This is a genomic window from Solimicrobium silvestre (genome assembly GCF_002976435.1).
GTDB lineage: Bacteria > Pseudomonadota > Gammaproteobacteria > Burkholderiales > Burkholderiaceae_D > Solimicrobium > Solimicrobium silvestre.
In genome coordinates this window covers 151,363-175,563 of record NZ_PUGF01000002.1, presented here as the reverse complement: position 1 = coordinate 175,563, position 24,201 = coordinate 151,363, and the positions used below count along the sequence as shown (strand labels likewise).

Sequence of the window (24,201 nt, the reverse complement as noted above, 5' to 3'; positions counted from 1 at the left end):
CACGTGCCTGGGACATGCTCAAAAGCGGTCAGGCTGATGTCGGCTTACATGTTTCTTATACTGAAGAGCGGGCGCATTACGTACATTGGCCCAAAAACTGGGTTTGGAAAGCCGATTTCGTCTTCATGACCAATCAGAAAACCAAAGCTGCTTACCCACTACATAATTATGACGACGTAAGGCGCTCCGGTTTGTTGATCGGTATTGTCTATAACAATGCCTATTACCCCAATTTTTGGGAAGCGTTTCCTTCGCCAGACCGGGCGCATCAACATTACGATGCGCAGCTAGATCCGGCCACTGATGCAGCCACTAATCTAAGAAAACTAGAGGCTGGGCACATTCAGTTATTCCCAACTCCACTGGTCCTCGGAACCTATATGATTCGGAGCATGAAATTAGCAAATGTTACCTATTACGATTGGATTTTATTCACAAAACCTTATCCCAACGCCTTCTCGGATGCATCCACCTACAGCACTACCCGCTATCCCAATATCAATGCATTGATGCAAGCCTATGACCTTCAGCTGGCGCGATTAAAAAGTGACCAGATTAAATACCAACAATTCATTCAACGTTATTAGCCTTGTTTTCCTGACTGCCTTTGTTAACCAGACGGAGATGCAATACATCGCGCTCAACACCATTCATATGTAGCAGCTTGACCAACACTTTGTCGGATACCGAAGCGTATTCACGCCGGTTGGTGCGCATGTCCACTGTGCGCCAGCCATGCGCCGTAAACCATTCCCACTGTTCGCTGGTGACGGGATATTTCAACCGGATTCGCAACCTGTCACGCACAATGCTGCTGCCAATTTTTGGCTGCGGCCCGGGCGGCGGCAGTACGCGCTCCGTACGGATTCTCAGCACAGTACGCAGCTTGTTTTTTAATCTCGTTTGCAAATTCATGGTATTACAGCGATCTATTTAACAGACACTAAAAGCGAATTAAGGTGAACCAAACAGGATGAGCTAAATGTTTTTTTTGGGCAAGTATACTGTCGTTTTTTTGCCCGTATACAACTAATTAACGAAAAAAATCCCTCAAAAACAATTATTTTTTCAAGCACGCTCTTGCCTTGCCGCCAGTAAGAAAAAGGCGTAATGTTGCCCCCTTGCACATTCCACTACAAAGGTCATTCGATGCACCGCCATTTAATTTCTGCCGCCGTTCTCGCACTGGTCGGCTTTTCTTGCGCTCCTGTATTTGCCAATTCGGCAGTTACAAGCACTCCGCAAACACAAACCACAACTCAGCTTCCACGCACAGTTAGCCCGACGCATTACGCACTGTCACTAACACCAAATGCGGCTGCGGCTACTTTTAGCGCCAACATCAAGATCAGCATTAACGTACTGAAACCGACTTCCAGCATCACCCTGAACGCGAGCGACCTAGCTTTTCAACAGGTGCTATTGAGTTCGGCACATGGCAAAGCTGCGTTGAAGGCCAGCAAAATAAGTGTGAATGCAGAGGAAGAAACCGCAACTTTTCACTTCGCGCACCCGATTGCCAAAGGCAGCTATACGTTAGACATTGCCTACACCGGCGTCATCGGCACTCAGGCAAATGGCCTGTTTTCAGTTGATTACGACACCGCCGCTGGCCACAAACGCGCTATTTACACCCAATTTGAAAACTCCGATGCACGTCGCTTAATTCCGTCATGGGATGAACCGGCTTACAAAGCCACCTTCGCGTTAGAAGTGACGGTGCCGAGCACGCAAATGGCGGTAAGCAATATGCCAATCACCAGCAAAACCGATTTACCGGATGGGCGCAGCGTCATCAATTTTGGCATGACGCCTAAAATGTCGACCTACCTGCTATTTTTCGGCTTAGGTGATTTTGAACGTGCCACCGACAGCATCGACGGTACTGAAGTCGGTGTGATCACACAAAAGGGCTCGCTCTCGCAAGCGGCGTTTCCACTGGCCGCATCAAAAGCGATTCTGCATGAATACAACGATTACTTTGGCGTGCGCTTTCCGCTGCCTAAATTAGACAACGTTGCCGCACCGGGCAGCAGCCAATTTTTCTCAGCGATGGAAAACTGGGGCGCCATTTTTACCTTTGAACACGGCATGCTGCTTGACCCATCCATTTCAACTCAAGGCGACAAAGAAGTTTCCTTCATCATCGTTGCGCACGAAATGGCACATCAATGGTTTGGCGATTTAGTAACCATGCGCTGGTGGGATGATTTATGGCTCAACGAAGGCTTTGCTTCGTGGATGGAAAACCGCATGACAGAACGTCTGCATCCAGAATGGAATACCAAACTCGGTGTAGTCGATGTGCATGAATCGGCGATGGGATTAGATTCTTTATCGACCACGCACCCTATCGTGCAACGCATCGATACCGTCGAACAAGCCAGTCAGGCATTTGATGAAATCACCTACTCAAAAGGTGAATCGGTGATTCATATGTTAGAGGGCTACGTAGGTTCTGACGCGTGGCGCGACGGTGTGCGCATTTACATGAAAGCACATGCGTACAGCAACACCACGTCGGATGATTTTTGGCATTCGATTGAAAAGGCTACCAATAAACCGATCAGCGAAATTGCGCATGACTTTACGCTGCAACCTGGCATCCCGATGATTAAAATGGGCGAGGTTAGCTGCGCCAACGGTACTACCAGCGTCAACCTGACCCAGGCAGAATTCAGTCGCGACCATTTAGATAAAAAATCACTGACATGGCACGTACCTGTTACCGCACAAGTGCTGGGCGCAGCACCTGCGCAAACCTTGGTGGCGGACGGCAAAGGGACAATACAGCTGGCCGGTTGTGGCCCGGTGTTGATTAACGCAGGACAAACCGGCTATTTCCGCACGCTGTACACACCGACTCAATTTGCCGCATTAGCTGCCAATTTTGCGACGATTACACCGATAGACCAACTCGGTTTAATGTCGGATGCATGGTCGCTGGGGCTGGCCGGTTTGCAGCCGATGTCCGACTTCCTGGACTTGGCTAACGTCACACCGCTAACCGCTGACCCGCAGATATGGAACCGCATCGCCAACACCTACAGTTCGATCCACCAAGCTTATCAGGCAGATCCACTGCGCCAACAGCAATTTGACAAATTCGCCATCGCCCGCTTAACACCGGTGATGGCTAAGATAAGCTGGAATGCACACGCCGACGACACGTCAGCCATCATTAATTTACGCCAGCAATTAATTTCCACCTTAAGCCAGCTCAATGACCCGGCAACGATCAACGAAGCAAATCGTCGGTATGCCGCACCCGCCTCCGACCCGACTGCCTTCCCGGTTGAATTGCGCAAAGTAATTATGAGTGTGATTGCGTTGCATGCCGACGCAGCTACGTGGGAAAAATTACATGCGGCGGCTCAAACGGAAAAATCCGCGATGATGAAAGATCAGCTTTTCTATTTAATCGCCACCAGTAAAGACCCCGCTTTAGCTACTCGCGCATTAGAAATAGCGATCAGCGACGAGCCTGGTGCCACCAATAGTGCCGGCATGATTAGCGTCGTAGCGCATTTGCATCCTGACTTGGCTTTTGATTTTGCTATCGCACATTTAGCCCAAGTTGAAAAATTGGTCGATGCCAGCTCACGCAGCCGCTACCTGCCGCGTGTCGCCAGTGGTTCCGCTGAACCTGCGATGGTAGATAAACTGAACGCTTACGCCAACGCTCACTTAACACCAAGTGCACTAGGCAGCACCAAAACTGCGATTGCCAGCATCAACTATCACATCAAAGTTCGCTCCCAACGCCTGCCTGCGATTGATGCCTGGCTTGCTGCGCATAAGTGACTGTAGGGGGTATTTACAATGCTCCCCATAAATGCAAAAGGGTTTGGCTCTTCATAGCCAAACCCTTTTGCCAGTCGCTAGCGAAACTCTGACTACACCACAAGGGTGTACCCACCCACTTTACATATTGCGCCGGTACTGCCCACCCACTTCAAACAAGGCAGTAGTAATTTGCCCCAATGAACAAACCCGTGCCGCGCTCATTAATTGAGCAAACACGTTTTCATCCAGAATAGCAGCTTGCTGCAACGCGGCTAATGCGGCCGGTGCTTCGTTAGCATGTTTGGCATGGAACTCTGCCAAACGGTGTAATTGCGATTGCTTTTCTTCATCAGTAGAACGCGCCAATTCGATTTTTTGCGGTGTGTCGCCAGCCTTCGGATTACGGAAGGTATTCACGCCGATAATCGGCAAGCTACCGTCGTGCTTCATGTGCTCGTAGTGCATCGACTCTTCCTGGATTTTTCCGCGTTGATAGCCGGTTTCCATCGCGCCCAATACGCCGCCACGTTCAGCAATCCGTTCAAACTCTTTCAATACCGCTTCTTCCACGATGTCGGTCAACTCTTCAATGATGAAGCTACCCTGAATCGGGTTTTCATTTTTCGCCAAGCCCCATTCACGATTAATAATTAATTGAATCGCTAAAGCGCGACGTACTGAATCATCCGTTGGCGTCGTGATTGCTTCATCGTAGGCATTGGTATGCAAGGAATTACAGTTATCGTAAATCGCAATCAAGGCTTGCAAGGTAGTGCGGATATCGTTGAAGTCGATCTCTTGCGCGTGCAAGGAACGGCCGCTGGTTTGAATATGGTATTTGAGTTTTTGGCTGCGATCATTTGCACCGTATTTGTCACGCATCGCCACTGCCCAGATACGGCGTGCTACACGACCTAACACGGTGTATTCCGGGTCCATGCCGTTACTGAAGAAGAACGATAAATTCGCCGCGAAATCGTCAATATGCATGCCGCGTGCCAAGTAGGCTTCGACGAAGGTAAACCCGTTCGACAAAGTGAACGCCAGTTGTGAAATCGGGTTCGCGCCCGCTTCGGCAATATGGTAACCGGAGATCGATACCGAGTAAAAATTACGCACTTGATGATGCACAAAGTATTCCTGAATATCGCCCATTACTTTGAGTGAGAATTCAGTCGAGAAGATGCAGGTATTTTGACCTTGATCTTCTTTCAAAATATCGGCCTGCACCGTACCGCGTACATTTTGCAGTACCCAGGCTTTAATTTTTGCCGCTTCATCTGCGCTTGGCTCACGCTTATTATCAGTACGGAATTTATCCATTTGCTGATCAATTGCGGTATTCATGAAGAACGCCAGAATAGTCGGTGCCGGACCGTTGATGGTCATGGAAACCGAGGTTGCCGGGTCGCATAAATCAAAGCCGTCGTACAGCACTTTCATGTCATCCAGCGTTGCTACGGACACGCCGGAATTACCGACCTTGCCGTAAATATCTGGACGCACCGCCGGGTCGGCACCGTATAAGGTAACGGAATCAAACGCGGTCGATAAACGCTTGGCTGGCATACCTTGTGAAACCAGTTTGAAGCGGCGGTTGGTACGGAATGGATCACCTTCGCCGGCAAACATACGAGTTGGATCTTCACCTTCGCGTTTAAAGGCAAATACGCCTGCCGTGAACGGGAATGAACCCGGTACGTTTTCCAACATGAGCCAACGCAAAATTTCGCCGTGATCAACAAACTTTGGCAAGGCCACTTTGCGGATTTTGGTGCCGGATAAGGTATCAAAAATCAAATTGGTACGGATTTCTTTATCGCGGATTTTAACCACATATTCAGCACCTGAATAAGCGGCCAACATATCTGGCCAGCTGGCTAATAATTGTTTTGAATTGGCATCCAGATGATTATCGCGCTCTTGCACCAGCTCTTCCACATCAACTGATTTACCTGCTTTCATCAGCATTTTTGCAGCAGCTTGCAATTGCTGTTTTTCACGCGCCAACGCAACCTGCTTGGCGGTGGAGCGATGATAATGGCGCACGCAGTCAGAAATTTCAGCCAGATAACGGCTACGCGCTGGTGGCACAATCACATTTTTTCCACTGGAAAAACGCGAATCAACAACAGGTAACTTGCTTGGATGCAGCGGCATGCCTTGCGCAACTAATTTTGCCAATAAGCCCTGATATAAGGCGGTAACACCATCATCATTAAAGCGCGAAGCCTGTGTGCCGTAGACTGGCATTTGTTCTGGCTTTAAGGTCCACAATTCGTGGTTACGCTGTACTTGTTTAGAAACATCGCGCAGTGCATCTAACGCACCTTTACGGTCGAATTTATTGATTGCCACAAAGTCAGCAAAATCCAGCATATCAATTTTTTCTAACTGGGAAGCCGCACCGAATTCCGGCGTCATTACATACATGCTGGTATCAACGTGCTGCACGATGGCGGCGTCGCCCTGACCAATACCGGAAGTTTCTACCATGACCAAATCGAAGCCGGCTATTTTGCAGGCGGCAATCACGTCCGGCAAGGCAGGAGAAATTTCCGAACCTGCTTCACGGGTAGCGAGTGAGCGCATGAATACACGCGGCTCGGTACTTAAGCCCCAAGGCATAATCGCGTTCATGCGGATCCGATCGCCCAACAAGGCACCGCCCGATTTACGGCGTGACGGGTCTATCGAAATTAAAGCAATGTTGATGCTGTCATTTTGATCCAAACGAATCCGGCGAATTAATTCGTCGGTCAATGACGATTTACCCGCACCACCGGTTCCGGTAATACCGAGCACCGGCACGCGTTTAGTTTCCGCCTGCTTGTGCAAGGCTGCTTTTAAGGCCGGATCAACTTCTTCATTTTCTAATGCGGTAATTAATTGCGCCAAACTGCGTTGGCGGGTTCCCATGTCAGGCTCTTCCAATGCCGCTAAAGAAGTAGGCGCGTAGCTCGACAAATTAATATCACAAGCTTGTATCATCGCCAAAATCATACCGACCAAACCCATGCGCTGACCATCTTCAGGGCTAAAAATGCGTGTTACGCCATAAGCATGTAAATCCGCAATTTCGTCCGGCACAATCACACCGCCGCCGCCGCCGAACACTTTAATGTGCGCACCGCCACGAGCCCGCAGCAAATCCATCATGTATTTAAAATACTCGACGTGACCGCCTTGGTAACTGGAAATCGCAATACCCTGCGCGTCTTCCTGCAAGGCCGCCGTTACGACATCTTCCACTGAACGGTTATGCCCCAAATGCACGACTTCCGCGCCATTCGCCATCAAAATCCGACGCATGATGTTGATCGAAGCGTCGTGCCCGTCAAACAAGGAAGCGGCCGTAACGAAGCGCACTTTGTTGACGGGTTTATATTCGGTTAATTTTTGGGTAATGGATAAATCAGTCATGAGGGACATCCTTGGCGCTTTTGCGCTGGGTAGTTGGGTAAGGAAATGAAAATCAGGTACCGTAAGTTATATTACGTTGACGTTAACGTCAAGCAAACCACGAGCTAAAAACAGGGCATTTACAACTTACTCCAGCGGATTAATGTTGGCAACCTGCTTGTTGACTAATTTGGCGTAAGTCATTGTTTGAAAACTTGGGTTACCTATAGTGATATTCGCGTTGATAGGGATACCTTTAGCAAGCCATTCAATTCCGTTTAGACAACAAGCCTATAATGTCATCCTCTCTCAAGCGCCAACCCTTACCCACAAGTTTTATCTTGTTTTATGAGAATTAAGGGATAAAAGAATAAATAGCAAAATATGAATGGTAGAGGCTGGGAGCATTAAAGAATAGGGGTACCATTAAAAAGATGTGGATAAGAGCTAGCGCCTGCGCGAGCCCTTATTAATTGGTATTAATGCAATAAAATGATATGATGCCTTATCGTTTAATGTGCGTTCCCTGGCAATCAAAATACCCCTTCAAATCCTTCATAATCATAAAGCTGTACTCCGGATTTGAATTCACATACAGATGTTAGTCAATTGCCGATTCATTTTCTTTTGCGCTCTTTTCAGAAAATTGGAATTCAAATATTGTATCGTTATCCCATTTTTCGTCGAATAGCGGGGGAGTAAAACTTTTGCCTCCCGGTCCAATAGGTAATGATTCTCTTCTCGCGCCAGAAATCATAGTGACTGAGGTTATCTGTCTGGGCGCCAGAACGGAAACCCCAATATGTGAAGACTTACAAAGTCCACCACCCAAACGAAAAATATTTCGGATAATGAAAGGTAGATCGTCCTGATCCACTGCCCAGACAATTTCGCATTCCAGGCGCATATCACCCATTCGTCTTGAGTTTATATCAATGCCCGGCGTGCGCATGTAGGGAGCCCACAAGACGGTATTTTTCTTTTTGTTGTTGATGATCATCTCCGCATTCTGCTCTGCGGCAGCCTCATTCCTCGGAATTACAAAGGTTCCTTCCTCAGAAATCGGAATTGGAATTGATACGTCGTTTGCCTCTATATGCAACTTAACGTCAGTGATAGACATATTGGGAACTTGTGGTCGCAAGATAAACTTAAGATCTGCCTTTGGCGCCAGGCTGTGATATTTATCAAAAGCATCCAACCCTTTTAGCATAATGCGATAAGGTTTCCATTCTGGGTCTTTGATGCCTCGAACTTCGATAGTTTGAGTTGTATTAGCATTTTCCTCTGAGGGTACGTCGCTTGCTGCTGATTGTGCGTGAACTTCGCATGCAAATAATTGAACAAAAAATATCATTAAAAATATTGCGCGTTTCATAAATCTCTCTATGTATGTAAAACTTCGAAAATCGTAACTCAATTCCATAAATATATATAAATAGGACTTACGCAAAATCGTCATCCTCGCTAATGCGGAGATCCAGTGGTGGAGCGGGGAATTCAGACGATATATCGTCTGCCAGCGGAACGCCCCCTGCCTACAGGGATACAGGGCACGTAGTGCCTTCACCACTAAGCGTGTGAATTCCTGGATTCCCGCCTACGCGGGAATGATCAGGCCACTAATATGTAGCGAATTATCCATTAGGGCTCAGGGTATTGGGGCTTAGATGGCGAGCATCTAAGCCCCCTGAAGTCGAATATATGACAGCAACTCATTCTTTGCTAAGTGACGATATTCTGCTTGTACAAACAGGCGAGTCCATATATGACGTTAATGGCGATTGGAGCGTAAGTCCTAAGTTTTAATAAATTAGTAAGCGGAGTGAATTTACAGGCCATTTTTTGATTGGTCTATGCCCTAAATAGGGCATTTTGCGCATTTTCAGCCAATTAGCAACGTTTACTTAAAGCATTAATTTGTCGTGACGTTGACCAATCAGAGATTTTTTATAGCGATTCAAGTAGCACCCGATGGGTTGATGATTAGGCATGGTTAGCCATGCCTGCGGAGCCGACATCCCATTTTTCCACGCACGCCCAAATGTGCTCAATTTGATTGAATTAACGCTAAATCGTTTTTTTTGCCTGATAAATTGCTATTGTCAAGCAAGTGTTTTTGATTATTTCGAGTAAAAACGCATATCACCAATCACAATGTATACGCTGACAGTGTTTGATAGGGTGATGCTAAGGGATGTACGGCTTAAAACAACAAGGACAATTCCTCTCGCTTTACTTTCTTTATTAAAATTACTACTATTGCCAACACAATAATTTATTTTTACGACAACACTAATCAATCAAGGAACCATTGTGAGCAAACTTTCTGTCACGAAATTTTTTATCATTTTTGCCGTTCTGGCTTCCTTAATTGCCGGTGTTTGGTTTTTTAAAAACCGTCATAGTGCCGAAAGTGCGGAAAGCGATGACCCTAATCAGGAATTCACCGCAGTGAATGCCGCCGACCGCAGTCTGGATGGCGTGCCAGCGTTAGCGCTCACATTTAGTGTGCCGCTTGATGCAGGTAAAACGGTCGATAACTATATACAAGTGTTTGAAATGCCCGCCACTGCCGAGCAATTAAAGCGACAAGCAGCCAACTTGCGGCAAGAAAACGACGAAGAAGATTATTCCGGCAATGGTAATGACGGCGACCCTGCCGCAATTACAGCAGTAAGCACCAAGGACGTCGACACAGATTTTAAAGGTGGCAAACTGATTTCAGGTGCTTGGGTAGTTGGTGACAATCCGCGCATTTTATATTTCCCGCACATCAATCCGCAAACCCGCTACGTCGTACAGGTGAAGGTTGGATTGCCATCCAAAAATGGTAAGACCTTAGCTAGCGAAACGCGTTATTCCATCTTGACTGCACAAGTTTCACCTGCCTATTATTTTGCCAGCAATGGCATGGTATTACCCGCCAAACAAAACGGCGGCCTGCCTATCGTTACGGTGAATGTGCCTGAAGTCGATGTGCAATTCCTTAAAGTAAAAGACGATCAATTACCGCGTTTTCTGGATCGCGTTATTGAAGGCAAGAAGAATCTTACCGTAGCAAAAAATGCGTCTGAGGATGATGCCGATAATAATGAGAATTACAACAACTACGACTGGCGTCGCAGCAATTTACGTGGCGCGGTTCAAAATTATCAATTAGATGATTTGCGTAAGCTGACCGATAGCGTTTATTCCGGCCGCTTCGTTACCGAACAAACCAAAAACAAACGCAGCGTCACTTATTTACCGGTTGAAGATGTAAAGGAACTCAAGGAACCTGGCGTCTATGTTGCGGTAATGAGCCAACCCGGGCGCTTTACGTCGGATTACCAAACCACTTATTTTTATGTCAGCGATATTGGCTTACATACCCGCTTATACGATAAATCCGCCGATGTTTTTGTCAGCTCCTTAACCGATGGCAAAGCCGTCAGTGGCGTTGAGCTGTCCTGGCTAGACGAGCAAGGCAAGGTGTTAGCGCGGGCAGATAGTGACGGTGACGGCCATGCGGTATTTGCCGAGCAACCTAAAAATGCCAAAGTCTTACTCGCCAAAAAAGGCCCGCAAATTTCCATGCTGGCGTTGAAAGAACCTGCGCTCGATCTGTCTGAATACACCGTTACCGGTGCGCCTTACAAACCGGTTCGTTTGTTTGCCTACTCGGGACGTAACCTATATCGCCCCGGCGAAAGCCTCGATTTATCGGTGGTGGCGCGCGATGCCGATGGCAATGGCGTACCAGCTCAGCCTATCCAGGCCAAATTAAAATCGCCGGATGGACGCGAACATTTCAATGCCACCTGGCGGCCTGATGCGCGTTACCCGGGATATTTCTTGCAGCATTTAGCGATACCTGCCGATGCCGCAACCGGTAGCTGGGTGTTGGAGTTGCGCGCTGACCCTGCCGATAAAATTCCCGCCACCGTATTCAAGTTTGGCGTGGAAGAATTTTTACCGGAACGCATGAAATTAGATCTGAATAGTAAACAAGCTACGTTAAAACCAGATCAGGAATATACGATTGCCGTATCTGGAAACTATTTATACGGCGCTCCGGCGGCTGGAAATCGCTTGCTAGGCGTAGTGCAATTTGAACGCAATCTTAATCCACTCAGCAAGCAATTCCCCGGCTTTGAATTCGGCGATGTGAATGAAAATGAAAAGAAGACCCGCAAAGAATTAGAAGAACAGACTCTGAGCGACAAAGGCCAGGCACAAGTTGCAGTCGACCTTTCCCCAGTCGCCAAACGTCACTCGCCCTTCACCGTCAGAACCACGTTGAGTTTATTGGAAAGCGGCGGTCGCCCAGTGGTGCGCAGCATAGAAAAAACGGTTTGGCCCGCGCCGGTATTAGTCGGGGTACGTCCTCTGTTTTCAGGTGCTTATGCAACCGAGAACAGCCCGGTTGAATTTGAAGTGATACGCGCCAATAGCGACGCAAAACTACAAGCAAGCACCAGTATGCCGGTGCGTTTGTTCCGTGAAGATCGCAATTATTATTGGCGCTTTGCCGACCACGGCGGCTGGCAATCCGGCTTTACCGAAACCGAAGAACTGGTTGCCACTAGCAGCGTGAGCATTCCTGCCGATGCACGCGGCAAACTAAGGTTGCCGGTTAAATACGGTCGCTATCGTCTGGAGATTCTTGACCCGGCGACCAACCAGCAATTGGTGTACCGTTTTTATGCGGGCTGGAATGCGCAATCCGATGAAGCGCAAGGTAACCGGCCAGATCGCGTTGCGTTGAAATTAGATAAAGCCGCATACAAAAACGGCGACACCGCGCAATTGACCATTACTCCGCCACATAAAGGTGAAGCGTTAATTACGGTAGAAGGCGACCATAGTTTATGGGTCAAGCGCATGTCCGTTGCGGCAGAAGGCAGCACCGTCAGCATTCCAATCAAAGAAGAATGGAAACGGCATGATTTATATGTTTCCGTAATCGTCTTAAGACCCGGAAATGAAGGTGACAAAGTCACACCGGCGCGTGCCTTGGGAATCGTTCATTTACCGTTAGAACGCGGCGATAGAAAGCTTGACGTCGCCATTGAAGCGCCCGCCAAAATCAAACCTGACACTAGCGTAAAAATTAAAGTCAACGTTCCCAACGCCAAAGGTCAAAAAGCGATGGTGACTTTATCTGCGGTGGATGTCGGTATTTTAAATATCACTAAATTTGCCACGCCAGATCCACATGATTTTTTCTTCGGACGCTTACGCTACGGGGCTGACTTACATGACGTTTATGGGCGCTTGATTGAAAAAATGGCAGGCCAAAAAGGTAAGTTGAAATATGGTGGCGATACCACACCGAAACCAAGCAAAGACTTACCTAAAAAAGTGAAACTGGTAGATTTATTTAGCGGCCCCGTGCTGTTGAACGAACAAGGCACCGCTGAAATTACGCTGAACATTCCAGATTTTAACGGCACATTACGATTAATGGCAGTAGTGAGTGGCACTGACCGTTACGGCTCTAAAGAACAGGAAATGGTAGTGGCCGCACCGCTGGTCGCCGAGATTGCCACGCCGCGTTTCCTGTCGCTAGGCGACAACGCGCTGATCGCCCTGGACTTAACCAACTTATCCGGCAACCCGCAGCAATTTACTCTTAACCTGAATGGTGCCGATGGCTTAAAAATTGGTGAAGGCGAACGCAGCGTGTCATTAAAAGACCAGCAAAAAGTGACCTTACGCTTTCCTCTCGAAGCACGCGGCACACTGGGTCTGCAAAATGTGAATTTAAAAATTGCAGGCAAAGACATCAACATCGAACGTAATTTCCCATTAATGGTTCAGGCACCGACCCAGCAACAGCAACTTAAACGGCGCTATGTCATCAAACCGGGTGACACGTTGGAAGTTAAGGATGCTGAATTATCCGGCATGTATCCTAACTCCGTTTTAGCGCATATTTTGGTGTCTAATAAAGCGCCAATAGATGTACGCGCAGCAGTGCAAGGCTTGCTGACATATCCTTACGGCTGTTCCGAGCAAACCACCAGCACCGCTTATCCGCACGTCTTTATTGACGAAGTCATGGCTAAAAAATTCGGGCTAAAACCTTATACCCGCGAACAACGGGTCACCATGCTGGATCAGGCAATTTCGCGCTTGGCCACCATGCAAGCTCCTAACGGTGGTTATAGTTTGTGGGGAAATGTGTCTGATCACGAATACTGGCTGTCGGCCTATGTCAGCAATTTTTTAGTTGATGCGCGTGAACAAGGTTTTAGCGTACCCGATGCGATGTTTAACAAATCCATGGATTTCTTGTTACGCGGCTTGCAGGAAGGTGTTTCTCGTTTGCCGAATACCGCAGCTCAAATTCAAGCCGAAAACAATTCTGTTTGGGCAGAAAATCGCGTTAAAGATAATGGCCGTTTTAACGTATTGGCATTCGGCGGCTACGTTTTATCGCGCACCAATAAAGCACCGCTGGCAACCTTACGTCAATTACATGATTCACGCGCTCTGGCCGCCAACGGTCTGGCGCTAACTCAGTTAGGTATCGCACTGAAACAGATGGGCGACGGTGAACGCAGCAAGGTCGCCCTGCAAGAAAGCCTGACCAAATCACGCAATGCGGGCTACTGGTGGTATGACTACGGCAGCACGTTACGTGATGCCGCATTGGCTTACGGCTTATTGCAACAGCATCAGATCAAACTCGATGGCAGCGAAAATCTGTTAGCGATTGTTGCTAGTGAAATGGATAAATACCGCTATTACAGCACCCAAGAAAAGCTAGCGTTGTTCCAGATTGGACGTAATTATGACTTGCAAAGCGGTGAGACCTGGTCAGCCAGTTTGGCCTTGAATGGTAAAGACGAAGACATCGGCGGGAATTCTCAGGTGTTCCATGAAATCACTGCGCGCGACCTTGCCTCCGGCTTTAAACTTAAAAATAATTTTAAGGAAAATATTTGGCTGGAACTGGCGCTCACAGGTAACCCGGTCAAAATACTGCCACCTAAAAATGACATCATTAAACTAAACCGTACTTTGTATGCGCCCGATGGCAGTCTGATTGGTAACCGCCCTTTGACCGTGGGTGAAACGGTGATTATGCATCTCAAAGTCAGCGCCAATACATCGATAGGAACGGGCATGGTGGTTGATCGGATTCCGGCAGGGATGGAAATTGAAAACACCAATATTGTGCAAGGCGAGCAGATGGGCGTAGTGCGATTCGATAACATTAATCCGGCCGAAGCCATGCAAGATCAACGTATTAAACACGTTGAATTCCGTGATGACCGTTTTGTGGTGGCAGCGCGCATTGACGGTCAGATACTCAATCTGTTCTATCGGCTGAGAGTAGTCACACCCGGCAAGTTTGTCATCCCGCCACTCTATGTAGATGACATGTATCGCCCTGATGTTTACGGTTCAATTGGTGGTAGTGAATCCATGACCATTGTTGAGGCTCGTCCTCCTACCGCGCCGTAAATGAACAGTAAATAAGTGATGTTTCATCGTCAGTTCGCAACCTCTTTAAAACACCATATTCGTTCCCACAAGATCGGATATGGCTGTTTGTCTGCGCTATTAGTGCTACTCTGGAGTGCCGATAAATTATTCCCACTCCCCGCTCCCGGCCGCGATTCCTTTAACGTGATTGTGGTTGCCAAAGATGGCACACCGTTACGAGCATTTCCTGATCGCGCTCATATATGGCGGCACCCGATTAAATTGGATGCGGTATCGCCCTACTACATCCAATCCTTAATTGCCTACGAAGATAAAAATTTTTGGTGGCATCCGGGAGTAAATCCACTGTCCTTACTCCGCGCTACATATCAATGGCTGCGTTATGGGCATATCGTCTCAGGCGGCTCCACACTGACGATGCAAGTCGCACGGATACTCGATCCAACCCCGCGCACCATGTCCGGCAAACTCAAGCAAATAGCGAGGGCGCTGCAGCTGGAATACCATTATTCCAAAACTGAGATTTTAGATTTGTACATGAATTTTGCGCCAATGGGCGGCGTGCTGGAAGGCGTAGAAGCTGCCAGTCGCGCCTACCTCGGCAAACCAGCCAACCGACTAACCCATGCAGAAGCCGCACTCTTAACCGTGCTTCCACAATTACCCTCTGTCTTGCGCCCAGATCGCTATCCACAAAAAGCGCAATTAGCACGCAACAAAGTCGTCTACCGCATGCGCGGCATTTGGAGCACGGCTGAAATTAAAGATGCCTTAACCGAGCCAATTGCCGCATTAACCGTCAGAGAGCCTTTGTTAGCCCCGTTATTAGCCCAGCGCATGAAAAGCCAAAACCCGGGGCAATTACGCATCGACACCACCATCGACAGCATCGCCCAGCAAACCGTCGAAACCTTGTTGGTCGATAGAGTCAATGTTTTACCACCGCGCATTTCCATGGCGGCGATGGTGATGGATAACCGCACGGCAGAAGTTGTGGCCTATGCCGGATCGGCCGACTTTACCGACCGGGAACGATTTAGCAATGTCGATATGGTGCGCGCTTCCCGCTCTCCCGGCTCCACACTAAAACCGTTTTTATATGCCTTCGCATTAGATGAAGGTTTGATCCATTCCGAGTCACTGCTATCCGATACTCCGCAATCGTTTTCCGGCTACCAACCGGGAAATTTTCAACAAAATTTTCATGGGCCGGTCAGTGTTTCCGAGGCCTTAGTCAAATCGCTAAACGTACCCGCCGTGCAGGTATTAGACCAATTAGGCTCGGTGCCCTTTGTTGCCATGCTGCGCCGTGGCGGTTTGAAGCTGGAATTTCCTAAAGGAGCAGCACCGAATTTAAGCGTGATTTTAGGCGGCGCAGGTGCCAGACTGGAAGACATGGTGGCGGCCTATTCGTCACTGGCACGCGCCGGCATGGCAGTGACGCCGCGGTTTGTGCCATCGGCGCCGCTACAAGAACGGCGCATGATGAGCGAAGGCGCGGCTTTTATTGTGCGTGATATTTTAGAAACCGGCGGCCCGGTTGGCCGTGCAGTGGAAGGCAACGGCAGTTACCGTGGCATCGCCTGGAAAACCGGCACCAGCTTCGGCTTCCGTGATGCATGGGCGCTTGGCGTCAGCCAGCGCTACACCATCGGCGTTTGGGTTGGACGACCTGACGGCACACCGAATCCGGGATTTTTTGGTGCCAATATCGCAGCACCATTATTGGTGGACATATTCAATGCTTTACCGGATGGACGTAACTTAAGCCCCAACCCTGCGCCTGCCACAGTCAAACAAGAAAAAATATGCTGGCCTTCCGGCACCCGCGCCAGCGACAATATAATTGATGGCAATGAAGATCTTTGTCCGCTACAACGCACCGCCTGGACCTTAAATGGCATTGCACCGCCAACTTTTCCCGACCGTTTACAAGCCATGAGCCCGCGCCTGACTTATTTTGTAGATCAACAAACCGGCAAACGCGTATTACCCGATTGCGCGCAACACGCCTACCGGCAACAACAAATCATGCGCTGGCCTGCGGCATTACAACTGTGGCTGGATCCAGACTTACACAAAAAATCATTACCGCCGGAATGGGATAGCAGTTGTAGTGCGCATTACAGCTCGTCCTACAGCGACGGCAATGCTCTCAAAATAATGGGCCTAAATGATGGTGAACTGATCCGGCAAGCTAACGGTGGTAAATTACCTGAGGCGAAACTGGAATTGCGCGGTTCACACGGGGAGGTTAACTGGATGGTGAACGGACGTTTATTGACCGACAAACGGATTAACCAAACGATCAAGTTTCCCAATGCTGGCCGTTACGACATTACCGCGTTTGATATGCAAGGGAATTTTGACCGGATTGGGGTTAGCGTTCAGATGCAGTGAATTGTGCAGCATGGGCACACTTTGCACTCAATCAAAATTTTATTCGTGAACCTTTGCAGTTAGATCCAGACCAAGTGCCTTCATTACGGCAAGGGTGGTTTTCAATGTTGGGTTGCCATTCTCACTAAAGGAACGATAAAGTTGCTCGCGCGAGAGGCCTGTTTGCACAGCAATTTGCGCCATGCCTTTTGCTCTTGCAACCACACCAAGTGCATGCGCTATGTAACTGGCATCGTTTGTTTCAAAAGCCTCCGTCATAAATATTGCCATCGCCTCATCGGAAGATAAATCTTCAGCGGGATCATACGTAGTCAATTTCTCAGTCATTTTTTCACTCCATTCAGCAGCTAATTTTTTTGCCGTCTTGATGTCTTTTGCTTGGGAGCTTTTATCTCCTCCGCATAGTAAGACAATGATCGTGTTTCCTCTTTTTTGAAAATAAATACGGAAACCTAGCCCGTAATGAATACGAAGTTCACTAATACCTTGACCTATCGGTTCCGCATCGCCAGCATGACCAAAACTTAGTCGATCTAACCGCGATGCTATTAATGCCCGAACCTTGTCATCCTTAAGTTGCAGACGCCATTTGCGGAATATTTCGGTTTGTTTTAATTCAATCATTTCCTATTGTAGTTTGTAGACTACCTTGATTCAACTAGTAAATTTAGAGGGGAAATAGCGGGGGCAGCGACACTATTGCTTAGAATTTCACCCTGTTCGCGTACATTTTTCAGCCAGTTTGCGGAGATAGTTGTTGCCGATGACGTTGCCGTGTTGATCTCGTCTTGTGACAAACCGCTCTGGAGTCTCGCCAACCGTTCATCATTAAATTGACTTGGAATTCCAAAACGATCGTCAAACTGACGGGTAGCAATAGCGTAAGTAAACGCTAAGGATGGATTATTTTCAACCACCCCATTACTCGAATCATATTCATTTGCCAAAACGAGTACGCTCATATAATCGCCATTGTTGGCAATCTCCGTTAATTGAGCAATTGCCTGTTTTTTCCATTCTATTATTAATGGATCATTAGGCCGACTTTCCAGTGCAGATTTGTCTCCGAACGGACCAGCCTGTAAAAAGGCAATGGCAGCGCCGCTTACTCCATTTTTTACGGCATAACTCAGATTTTCCAGGCTAGCTGTCTTTAAGCGCTCTGTCAGACCACTGCATAATTTAACTTCATCACTTTTTTCTGTCACAGTCATTTCACGGAAAACAGGAAATGCAAACACTGGGAGATTTCCCCATTGTTGAAAATGAATACAGTCAGTAACAAGCCAGTATGCCTTTAGCGCATTGGCAGGATTGCGGGTAGCAATTAAACGGTCAATTTGGTCAGGCAAAGAAATAAATACTTTTACAGTCGGCTGTTCATTTAATTCAGATCGATTTTTTTCAAATGGAGATTGCTTCCATGCCTCTGAAGAATGAAGCTTACTTTCGAGAGGAGAATTGCTTGCAGGCTCTTTCAAAAAATAATATAAGCACGCTGACATTAGAATAAAAATGAACAATACAAAGTAACCAATTTTTGATTTTATGTAATAAATTATATTTTTCATTCTTGATTTTTTTCTAAAAACTATGCCTAAGTTAGGTATTGGCCACAAAATTAATCGCGTGTTTGATCGGCTGAATCCGCTGCCGATCAGTGACGTTCAGGCAGTCGACTACATTTTGCATTCCTAGGCTACTCGTTTGACTGTTAGCACTGGAGCAGTTGCGTAACGATTATTAAGACCTTCAATACTCACAAGTTCCCAGCCTTGTTGACCAAGTTCATTTAATTTCACTTCAATAGCTTTTATGTCGAACTGGCTCGTCCAAAATTCACGCTTCGCATTTACTTTGATGATTTTATATTCCCACTTATTCATAGATATCCATATTGGTGGTTTAAAACATTGTCGAAGCGATTGTCTAAATTTGACGAAGAATTTTAAAAAAATCTTTATCAGAAAATCACTCAATTTGGAATTAATAAATCGCGGAACTCAACTGCCATTGATTAGTTGATTATTCACATCAGCCAAGGATTCTATAGCGTATTTATTCCATTGGATATGCCCTAAATAGGGCATTTTGAACGCATTCATTCTTGGGATATGGGGAGGGAATGGCTGCCGAATCTAGACTCCCGCGTGCGCGGGAGTGACGGCATTGATAGATGCGCTGAATTAACAGTTTTAGCTAACCGTTAAAGCATCTTAAAACTTGCGGCGACGAATCAGCGCGTAAGCTGAGATGAAACCCCAGCTTACGCACAAATCATAGATGCTGGTTTTTCAACCCAGTATCTACGCCACTGCCCATTACTTTTATACTCTAGCTAACTCAACAATTCTAGTGCCACATCCATTCTTCAACACAGCAACCTGTTGATAATACTCGCTCATCGCCTGTTCTTTCACATGACCAAAACCACGTACTTTTTCAGGCAGATTAGCTAAAGCAATTGCCGTATCCAAATTATCCGCCGTTAAATTAGCACTCAGTTCCAACATCATCTGTTGATAATCAGCCGACAATTTACGTTCCGATTTACGCTCGTCGGTATAACCAAAAATATCCAGCGCCGTGCCGCGTAAGGTTTTAAATTTAGCAAGTACTTTAAATGCCTGCCACATCCACGAACCGTATTGCGCTTTGACCAAATGACCTGCGCCGTCTTTTTTTGAAAACAGCGGCGGAGCCAAGTTGAATTTAACGCTGAAATCACCTTCAAACTGCGCTTTCAGTTTATCGGCAAATTCGCCGTTGGTGTACAAACGCGCTACTTCGTATTCGTCTTTGTAAGCCATTAATTTAAAGGCCGATTTAGCGACTGCCATTGCCAGCTTGTTACCCTTGCCGAGTTTCTCTTCGGCTTGTTTAACCTGCGTTACCAACGTTTGATACTGCTGTGCATAAGCGCTGTTTTGGTAATCCGTTAACACCGCAACACGACGTTGGATTAACTTATCCAAACTCTCTGGCATGCGCAGCACAATCGGTTGCGACGGCAAGGCGATTTTTTCTACCCTTGCAAAATCCACTGCGGCGCGACGGCCCCATAAAAAGCTTTTCTTATTGGATTCAATTGCAACGCCATTCAATTCAATTGCACGCAATAACGCCGCTTCAGAAATCGGGATCGCGCCTTTTTGATAAGCAAACCCAAGCATGAACAAGTTGGTGGCAATTGAGTCACCCATTAACGCGGTGGCTAATTTAGTTGCATCGATAAAATCGGCATTACCGTCAACCGATTCCATAATCAATGCTTGCACTGCCTGCAACGGGAATTCCCAATCAGGTTGTTGAGCAAAAGTGCCGATCGGTGTCTGGTCAATATTGACTACGGCGCGAGTACGGCCTGGGCGCATTTTTGAAATGGCATCAAACGCACCTGTGGTTAACACATCGCAGCCTAAAACCAAGTCCGCTTCACCGGTAGCAATCCGCTGTGCATTTAATTGACCAGGGCTGGCGGTGATACGGATATGTGATGTGACCGAGCCATTTTTTTGCGACATGCCGGTCATATCCAGCACTGAAACGCCCTTACCTTCCAGATGCGCCGCCATACCGATTAATGCGCCGATGGTGATAACGCCGGTGCCGCCGATACCGTTCAACAAAATGTTGTAAGCGACATCGCAAGACGGTAACAGCGGTTCAGCCAAGGCTGGGAAATCATCTTGCTTAGCTGTTCCTGCTTTAGATTTTTTCAGCTTGCCGCCTTCTACCGTGACAAAACTCGGGCAAAAACCTTTGACGCAAGAATAGTCTTTATTGCAGGTAGATTGATCAATCGCACGCTTTCTTCCGAATTCGGTTTCGAGCGGAACAATGGATGTGCAATTCGATTGCACGCCGCAATCGCCACAACCTTCACACACCGCGTCATTAATGACTAAGCGTTTTTCCGGGTCAGGAAATTGGCCTTTTTTGCGACGACGGCGTTTTTCTGCGGCACAGGTTTGGTCGTAAATAATTACTGATGCACCGATAAATTCACGTAATTCGCGCTGCACTGCATCCATGTCTTTGCGGTCATGCAGGGTAATTATTCCCGGTAAATTCGAACGATCTGCATAACGGCTTAAATCTTCGGTGACCAAGGCGATACGTTTTACGCCTTCGGCCGCCATTTGCTGCGCCATCATCGGCACACTAATAATACCGTCCACCGGTTGGCCGCCGGTCATCGCCACCGCATCGTTGTACAAAATTTTGTAGGTGATGTTTACTTTGGCAGCAACCGATGCGCGAATTGCCAAATAACCGGAATGGAAATAAGTACCATCACCCAGATTGGCAAACACGTGCGGCAAGGTAGAAAACGGTGCCTGACCTATCCACGGCGCGCCTTCGCCGCCCATGTGGGTGGTGGTTTTATTATGATCCGGGTAAATCGCGGTTGCCATTACATGGCAGCCAATTCCTGCTAAAGCCAAACTACCTTCCGGCACTTTGGTCGAGGTATTGTGCGGGCAACCTGAACAATAGTAAGCTGGACGGGTTGGTGTATCCACAGTCTTTTTCAGCACCACGTCTTTGGCTTCTAAAAAGGCCAGACGCGCTTTAATTAAATCGCTGGTATGAAAACGGGCGATCCGGGCTGCGATAACGCGGGCGATTTGCGCTACTGAAAAATCGGCTTTGGAAGTCAGCAACCAGTCACCGCGCGGTTGTACCCACTCGCCTTTTTCATCAAACTTACCGATTACGCGTGGGCGTACATCGTCGCGCCAGTTGTAGAGTTGTTCTTTGAGTTGGTATTCGACGATCTGACGTTTTTCTTCGACTACTAAAATTTCGTCCAGGCCACGCGCAAATTCGCGCACGCCGTCCGGCTCCAGCGGCCACGGCATGGACACTTTGAAAAGACGAATGCCGATTTCGGCAGCGAATTTTTCATCAATGCCTAATCCTTCCAACGCTTCCAACACATCCAGATACGATTTACCTGAAGCGATAATTCCGAGCTTGGCGGTTGGGCTATCAATCGTGGTGTGGTTGAGTTTGTTGGCGCGGGCATAAGCTAACGCTGCGTAGATTTTATAATCCTGCATTAACGCTTCTTGCTTACGCGCTTCAATGCCCAAGGTTTCTGTAGTTAAGCGGGCATTCAAGCCGCCAACCGGCATCGCAAAATCTGTCGGAATGGTGATTTGCAAACGGAACGGATCAGCGTCGATTGATGCGCTGGATTCCACTGTATCTGCCAAGGCTTTAAAGCCGACTACGCAACCCGAAAAGCGCGACATGGCCCAGGCATGCAAACCCAGATCCAAATATTCCTGCACATTCGATGGGTACAGCATCGGTATCATCGCGGCTGAAAACATGTGGTCGGACTGATGCGGCAAGGTTGAAGAATACGCGCCGTGATCATCGCCCGCGACTAAAATGACGCCGCCATGTTTTGAAGTACCGGCGTGGTTCATGTGTTTAAACACGTCGCCGCAACGATCTACGCCCGGGCCTTTGCCGTACCACATGCCGAACACGCCGTCGTATTTGGACGGGCCGATCAAGTCGACTTGCTGGGTTCCCCATACGGCGGTCGCAGCTAAATCTTCATTGACGCCAGGTACAAATTTAACGTGTTGGGTTTCTAAGAATTTTTTGGTTTTCCATAATGTCTGATCTAAACCACCGAGCGGCGAGCCGCGATATCCGGAAATAAATCCAGCCGTATTCAAACCGGCTGCCAAGTCGCGTTGGCGTTGTATGAGCGGGAGGCGGACTAAGGCTTGCACGCCGGACAAATAAATCATGCCACTATTGGCGGTGTATTTATCGTCCAGGCTGACGGGGGCTAACGAGGAACCAGCAGATTCCTGTTTTACAGAAGATGACATAGGTTTTCCAAAATTATTCTTTAGACAGGCATTTACGGTGCTGGATGTCGGATAAGACAAGAGCCGGATAAATGACGAAGCCGGGGTAACGGCGGGGGTTCACATTCTACAACAAGCACGATTAAATCATCGAAAATCTGATGTTCAATCTGCTGTTGAATCTGCTGTGAACCACAGTTTAGTGAGAATAAAGTTCAGGTGGAAATAGGCAATTTGGATATCGGTATCACAAAATGTGATGGGTCAGTTTAACAATCACAACATGATGCATTTTTAGTTACCACCGTATGTTGGAACAGCGCCCGATCATTTGTTATCAAACAAGCTAATGACCTCATCAGCAATGGCACGCACGCGTGCCGAGCGGCGCACGTCTTCATGCATCACTATCCAGAGCTTACGTTTGACAGGACAATCTGACTCGATCCGCACCAGTTCGGAATGCTGTTTCTCGAAATAAGTTGGCAAGACCGTAACGCCGCACCCGGCAACAGCGGCCTGAAACAACGCGCCCAGATCGTTGCTGCGCAGCGCATAACGGCGTTCTCCCCTGATTTTATCTAGCCATAACTGCTGCGGCGCATCGCGCAAACTCTCGTTGTAACCTAAAAATTCCCATTGCTGCGGCGTGCGCTGCGATAAATATTGTGCGCTTGCATACAAACTATATGGAATCGTAGTTAGTGTTCGCACCGCCAAACCGGGCGCACTCGGGCGGCGGAAGCGTAAGGCGATATCTGCATCGCGGCGCATCAAATCAGCTTCGCGCGACTCACCCAATAATTCGATTTCAATCTCAGGCAAACGACTGAGCACGGCACGCAGACGCGGTGCCAATAAATAGGCGGCCAGTGCAGGTGGAGCGGAAAGTCGAACCACGCCGCTCAATGTGGCAGAGCCGGTGGCGGCGCGCATCAAGGCGTGCATGTCTTCTTCAAGTTGCCGTGCATGCGGAACCAACGCAATTCCAGCGGATGTCAGTGACCAACCTTTCGGGAAACGATCAAATAAACGCACCATCAATGGGGCTTCAAGCGCATCAATACGACGTGCGACGGTTGTATGCTCAACCCCAAGCATACGTGCCGCACCCGACAAGGTACCGGCGTCGATAAGCGCCAGAAAAAATCGCAGGTCATTCCAGTCAGGTGAATTCATTGTGCAATTATGCACAGAAAATGTGCACAGATCGATAATTTTGTTCAAGTCAGTATTGGCGTATTGTAGCCAACAGATGTGGAACGTAAGGCAAAAACCAACTCGCAACGGCTTTTCGCATCTCACTTCCAGCTCACTTTACTTTTATTCACTTACG

General features: G+C 47.9%; 12 protein-coding genes. 4 read left to right on the top strand and 8 right to left on the bottom strand.

All coding sequences use genetic code 11. The annotated features are described in order from the left end of the window. Window positions 1–14: 14 nt before the first annotated feature. On the top strand, window positions 15–587 hold the full coding sequence (locus tag S2091_RS03235; RefSeq protein ID WP_105530356.1) for a type 2 periplasmic-binding domain-containing protein: 573 nt from the start codon (window positions 15–17) through the stop codon (window positions 585–587). Here the strand turns inward: S2091_RS03235 and S2091_RS03230 are convergent. Further along, window positions 571–915: a hypothetical protein gene (locus S2091_RS03230; protein WP_105530355.1), complete on the bottom strand. Its 345-nt coding sequence runs from the start codon at window positions 913–915 to the stop codon at window positions 571–573. The genes S2091_RS03235 and S2091_RS03230 overlap by 17 nt on opposite strands. A 234-nt stretch (window positions 916–1,149) precedes the next feature. On the opposite strand from S2091_RS03230, the gene S2091_RS03225 reads away from it, so the two are divergent. Further along, complete coding sequence (locus S2091_RS03225) at window positions 1,150–3,804, top strand: M1 family metallopeptidase (protein ID WP_105530354.1); 2,655 nt, start codon at window positions 1,150–1,152, stop codon at window positions 3,802–3,804. A 120-nt stretch (window positions 3,805–3,924) separates the two neighbouring features. On the opposite strand, the gene icmF is transcribed toward S2091_RS03225, so the two are convergent. After that, window positions 3,925–7,209 carry a fused isobutyryl-CoA mutase/GTPase IcmF gene (gene icmF, locus S2091_RS03220; RefSeq protein ID WP_105530353.1) on the bottom strand — a complete coding sequence of 1,095 codons (3,285 nt, stop codon included), beginning with the start codon at window positions 7,207–7,209 and terminating at the stop codon, window positions 3,925–3,927. 580 nt (window positions 7,210–7,789) lie between these two features. Further along, window positions 7,790–8,566, bottom strand: coding sequence for a hypothetical protein (locus S2091_RS03215; RefSeq protein ID WP_105530352.1), 777 nt, complete (start codon window positions 8,564–8,566; stop codon window positions 7,790–7,792). Window positions 8,567–9,504: 938 nt separating this feature from the next. On the opposite strand from S2091_RS03215, the gene S2091_RS03210 reads away from it, so the two are divergent. Further along, window positions 9,505–14,646 (top strand): alpha-2-macroglobulin family protein, encoded by a 5,142-nt coding sequence (locus S2091_RS03210; RefSeq protein ID WP_105530351.1) that lies wholly within the window; start codon window positions 9,505–9,507, stop codon window positions 14,644–14,646. 87 nt (window positions 14,647–14,733) lie between these two features. Beyond that, window positions 14,734–17,028 (top strand): penicillin-binding protein 1C, encoded by a 2,295-nt coding sequence (pbpC, locus tag S2091_RS03205; RefSeq protein ID WP_243405303.1) that lies wholly within the window; start codon window positions 14,734–14,736, stop codon window positions 17,026–17,028. 39 nt (window positions 17,029–17,067) lie between these two features. On the opposite strand, the gene S2091_RS24700 is transcribed toward pbpC, so the two are convergent. The 5 genes from S2091_RS24700 to S2091_RS03180 all read right to left on the bottom strand — a co-directional run bounded on the left by S2091_RS24700 (window position 17,068) and on the right by S2091_RS03180 (window position 24,044). After that, window positions 17,068–17,652 carry a type II toxin-antitoxin system RelE/ParE family toxin gene (locus tag S2091_RS24700; RefSeq protein ID WP_105530349.1) on the bottom strand — a complete coding sequence of 195 codons (585 nt, stop codon included), beginning with the start codon at window positions 17,650–17,652 and terminating at the stop codon, window positions 17,068–17,070. Window positions 17,653–17,672: 20 nt separating this feature from the next. Further along, on the bottom strand, window positions 17,673–18,599 hold the full coding sequence (locus tag S2091_RS03195; protein WP_105530348.1) for a hypothetical protein: 927 nt from the start codon (window positions 18,597–18,599) through the stop codon (window positions 17,673–17,675). A gap of 123 nt (window positions 18,600–18,722) precedes the next feature. After that, a complete protein-coding gene (locus S2091_RS03190) occupies window positions 18,723–18,914 on the bottom strand; it encodes a DUF4177 domain-containing protein (RefSeq protein WP_105530347.1) in 192 nt (63 codons plus the stop codon). A gap of 441 nt (window positions 18,915–19,355) precedes the next feature. Then, window positions 19,356–22,886, bottom strand: a complete 3,531-nt coding sequence (locus tag S2091_RS03185) for an indolepyruvate ferredoxin oxidoreductase family protein (protein WP_105530346.1) — start codon at window positions 22,884–22,886, stop codon at window positions 19,356–19,358. A gap of 306 nt (window positions 22,887–23,192) precedes the next feature. Next, the gene (locus tag S2091_RS03180; RefSeq protein WP_105530345.1) at window positions 23,193–24,044 is read right to left on the bottom strand and encodes a LysR family transcriptional regulator; all 852 of its coding nucleotides are present in this window, start codon (window positions 24,042–24,044) and stop codon (window positions 23,193–23,195) included. Window positions 24,045–24,201 lie beyond the last annotated feature (157 nt).

Coding starts and splice junctions, on each gene's coding strand:
- S2091_RS03230 (WP_105530355.1), bottom strand. CDS start 915: ATGAATTTGCAAACGAGATTAAAAAACAAGCTGCGTACTGTGCTGAGA.
- S2091_RS03215 (WP_105530352.1), bottom strand. CDS start 8,566: ATGAAACGCGCAATATTTTTAATGATATTTTTTGTTCAATTATTTGCA.
- S2091_RS03180 (WP_105530345.1), bottom strand. CDS start 24,044: ATGAATTCACCTGACTGGAATGACCTGCGATTTTTTCTGGCGCTTATC.
- S2091_RS03185 (WP_105530346.1), bottom strand. CDS start 22,886: ATGTCATCTTCTGTAAAACAGGAATCTGCTGGTTCCTCGTTAGCCCCC.
- S2091_RS03190 (WP_105530347.1), bottom strand. CDS start 18,914: ATGAATAAGTGGGAATATAAAATCATCAAAGTAAATGCGAAGCGTGAA.
- S2091_RS03195 (WP_105530348.1), bottom strand. CDS start 18,599: ATGAAAAATATAATTTATTACATAAAATCAAAAATTGGTTACTTTGTA.
- S2091_RS24700 (WP_105530349.1), bottom strand. CDS start 17,652: ATGATTGAATTAAAACAAACCGAAATATTCCGCAAATGGCGTCTGCAA.
- S2091_RS03235 (WP_105530356.1), top strand. CDS start 15: ATGCTCAAAAGCGGTCAGGCTGATGTCGGCTTACATGTTTCTTATACT.
- icmF (WP_105530353.1), bottom strand. CDS start 7,209: ATGACTGATTTATCCATTACCCAAAAATTAACCGAATATAAACCCGTC.
- S2091_RS03225 (WP_105530354.1), top strand. CDS start 1,150: ATGCACCGCCATTTAATTTCTGCCGCCGTTCTCGCACTGGTCGGCTTT.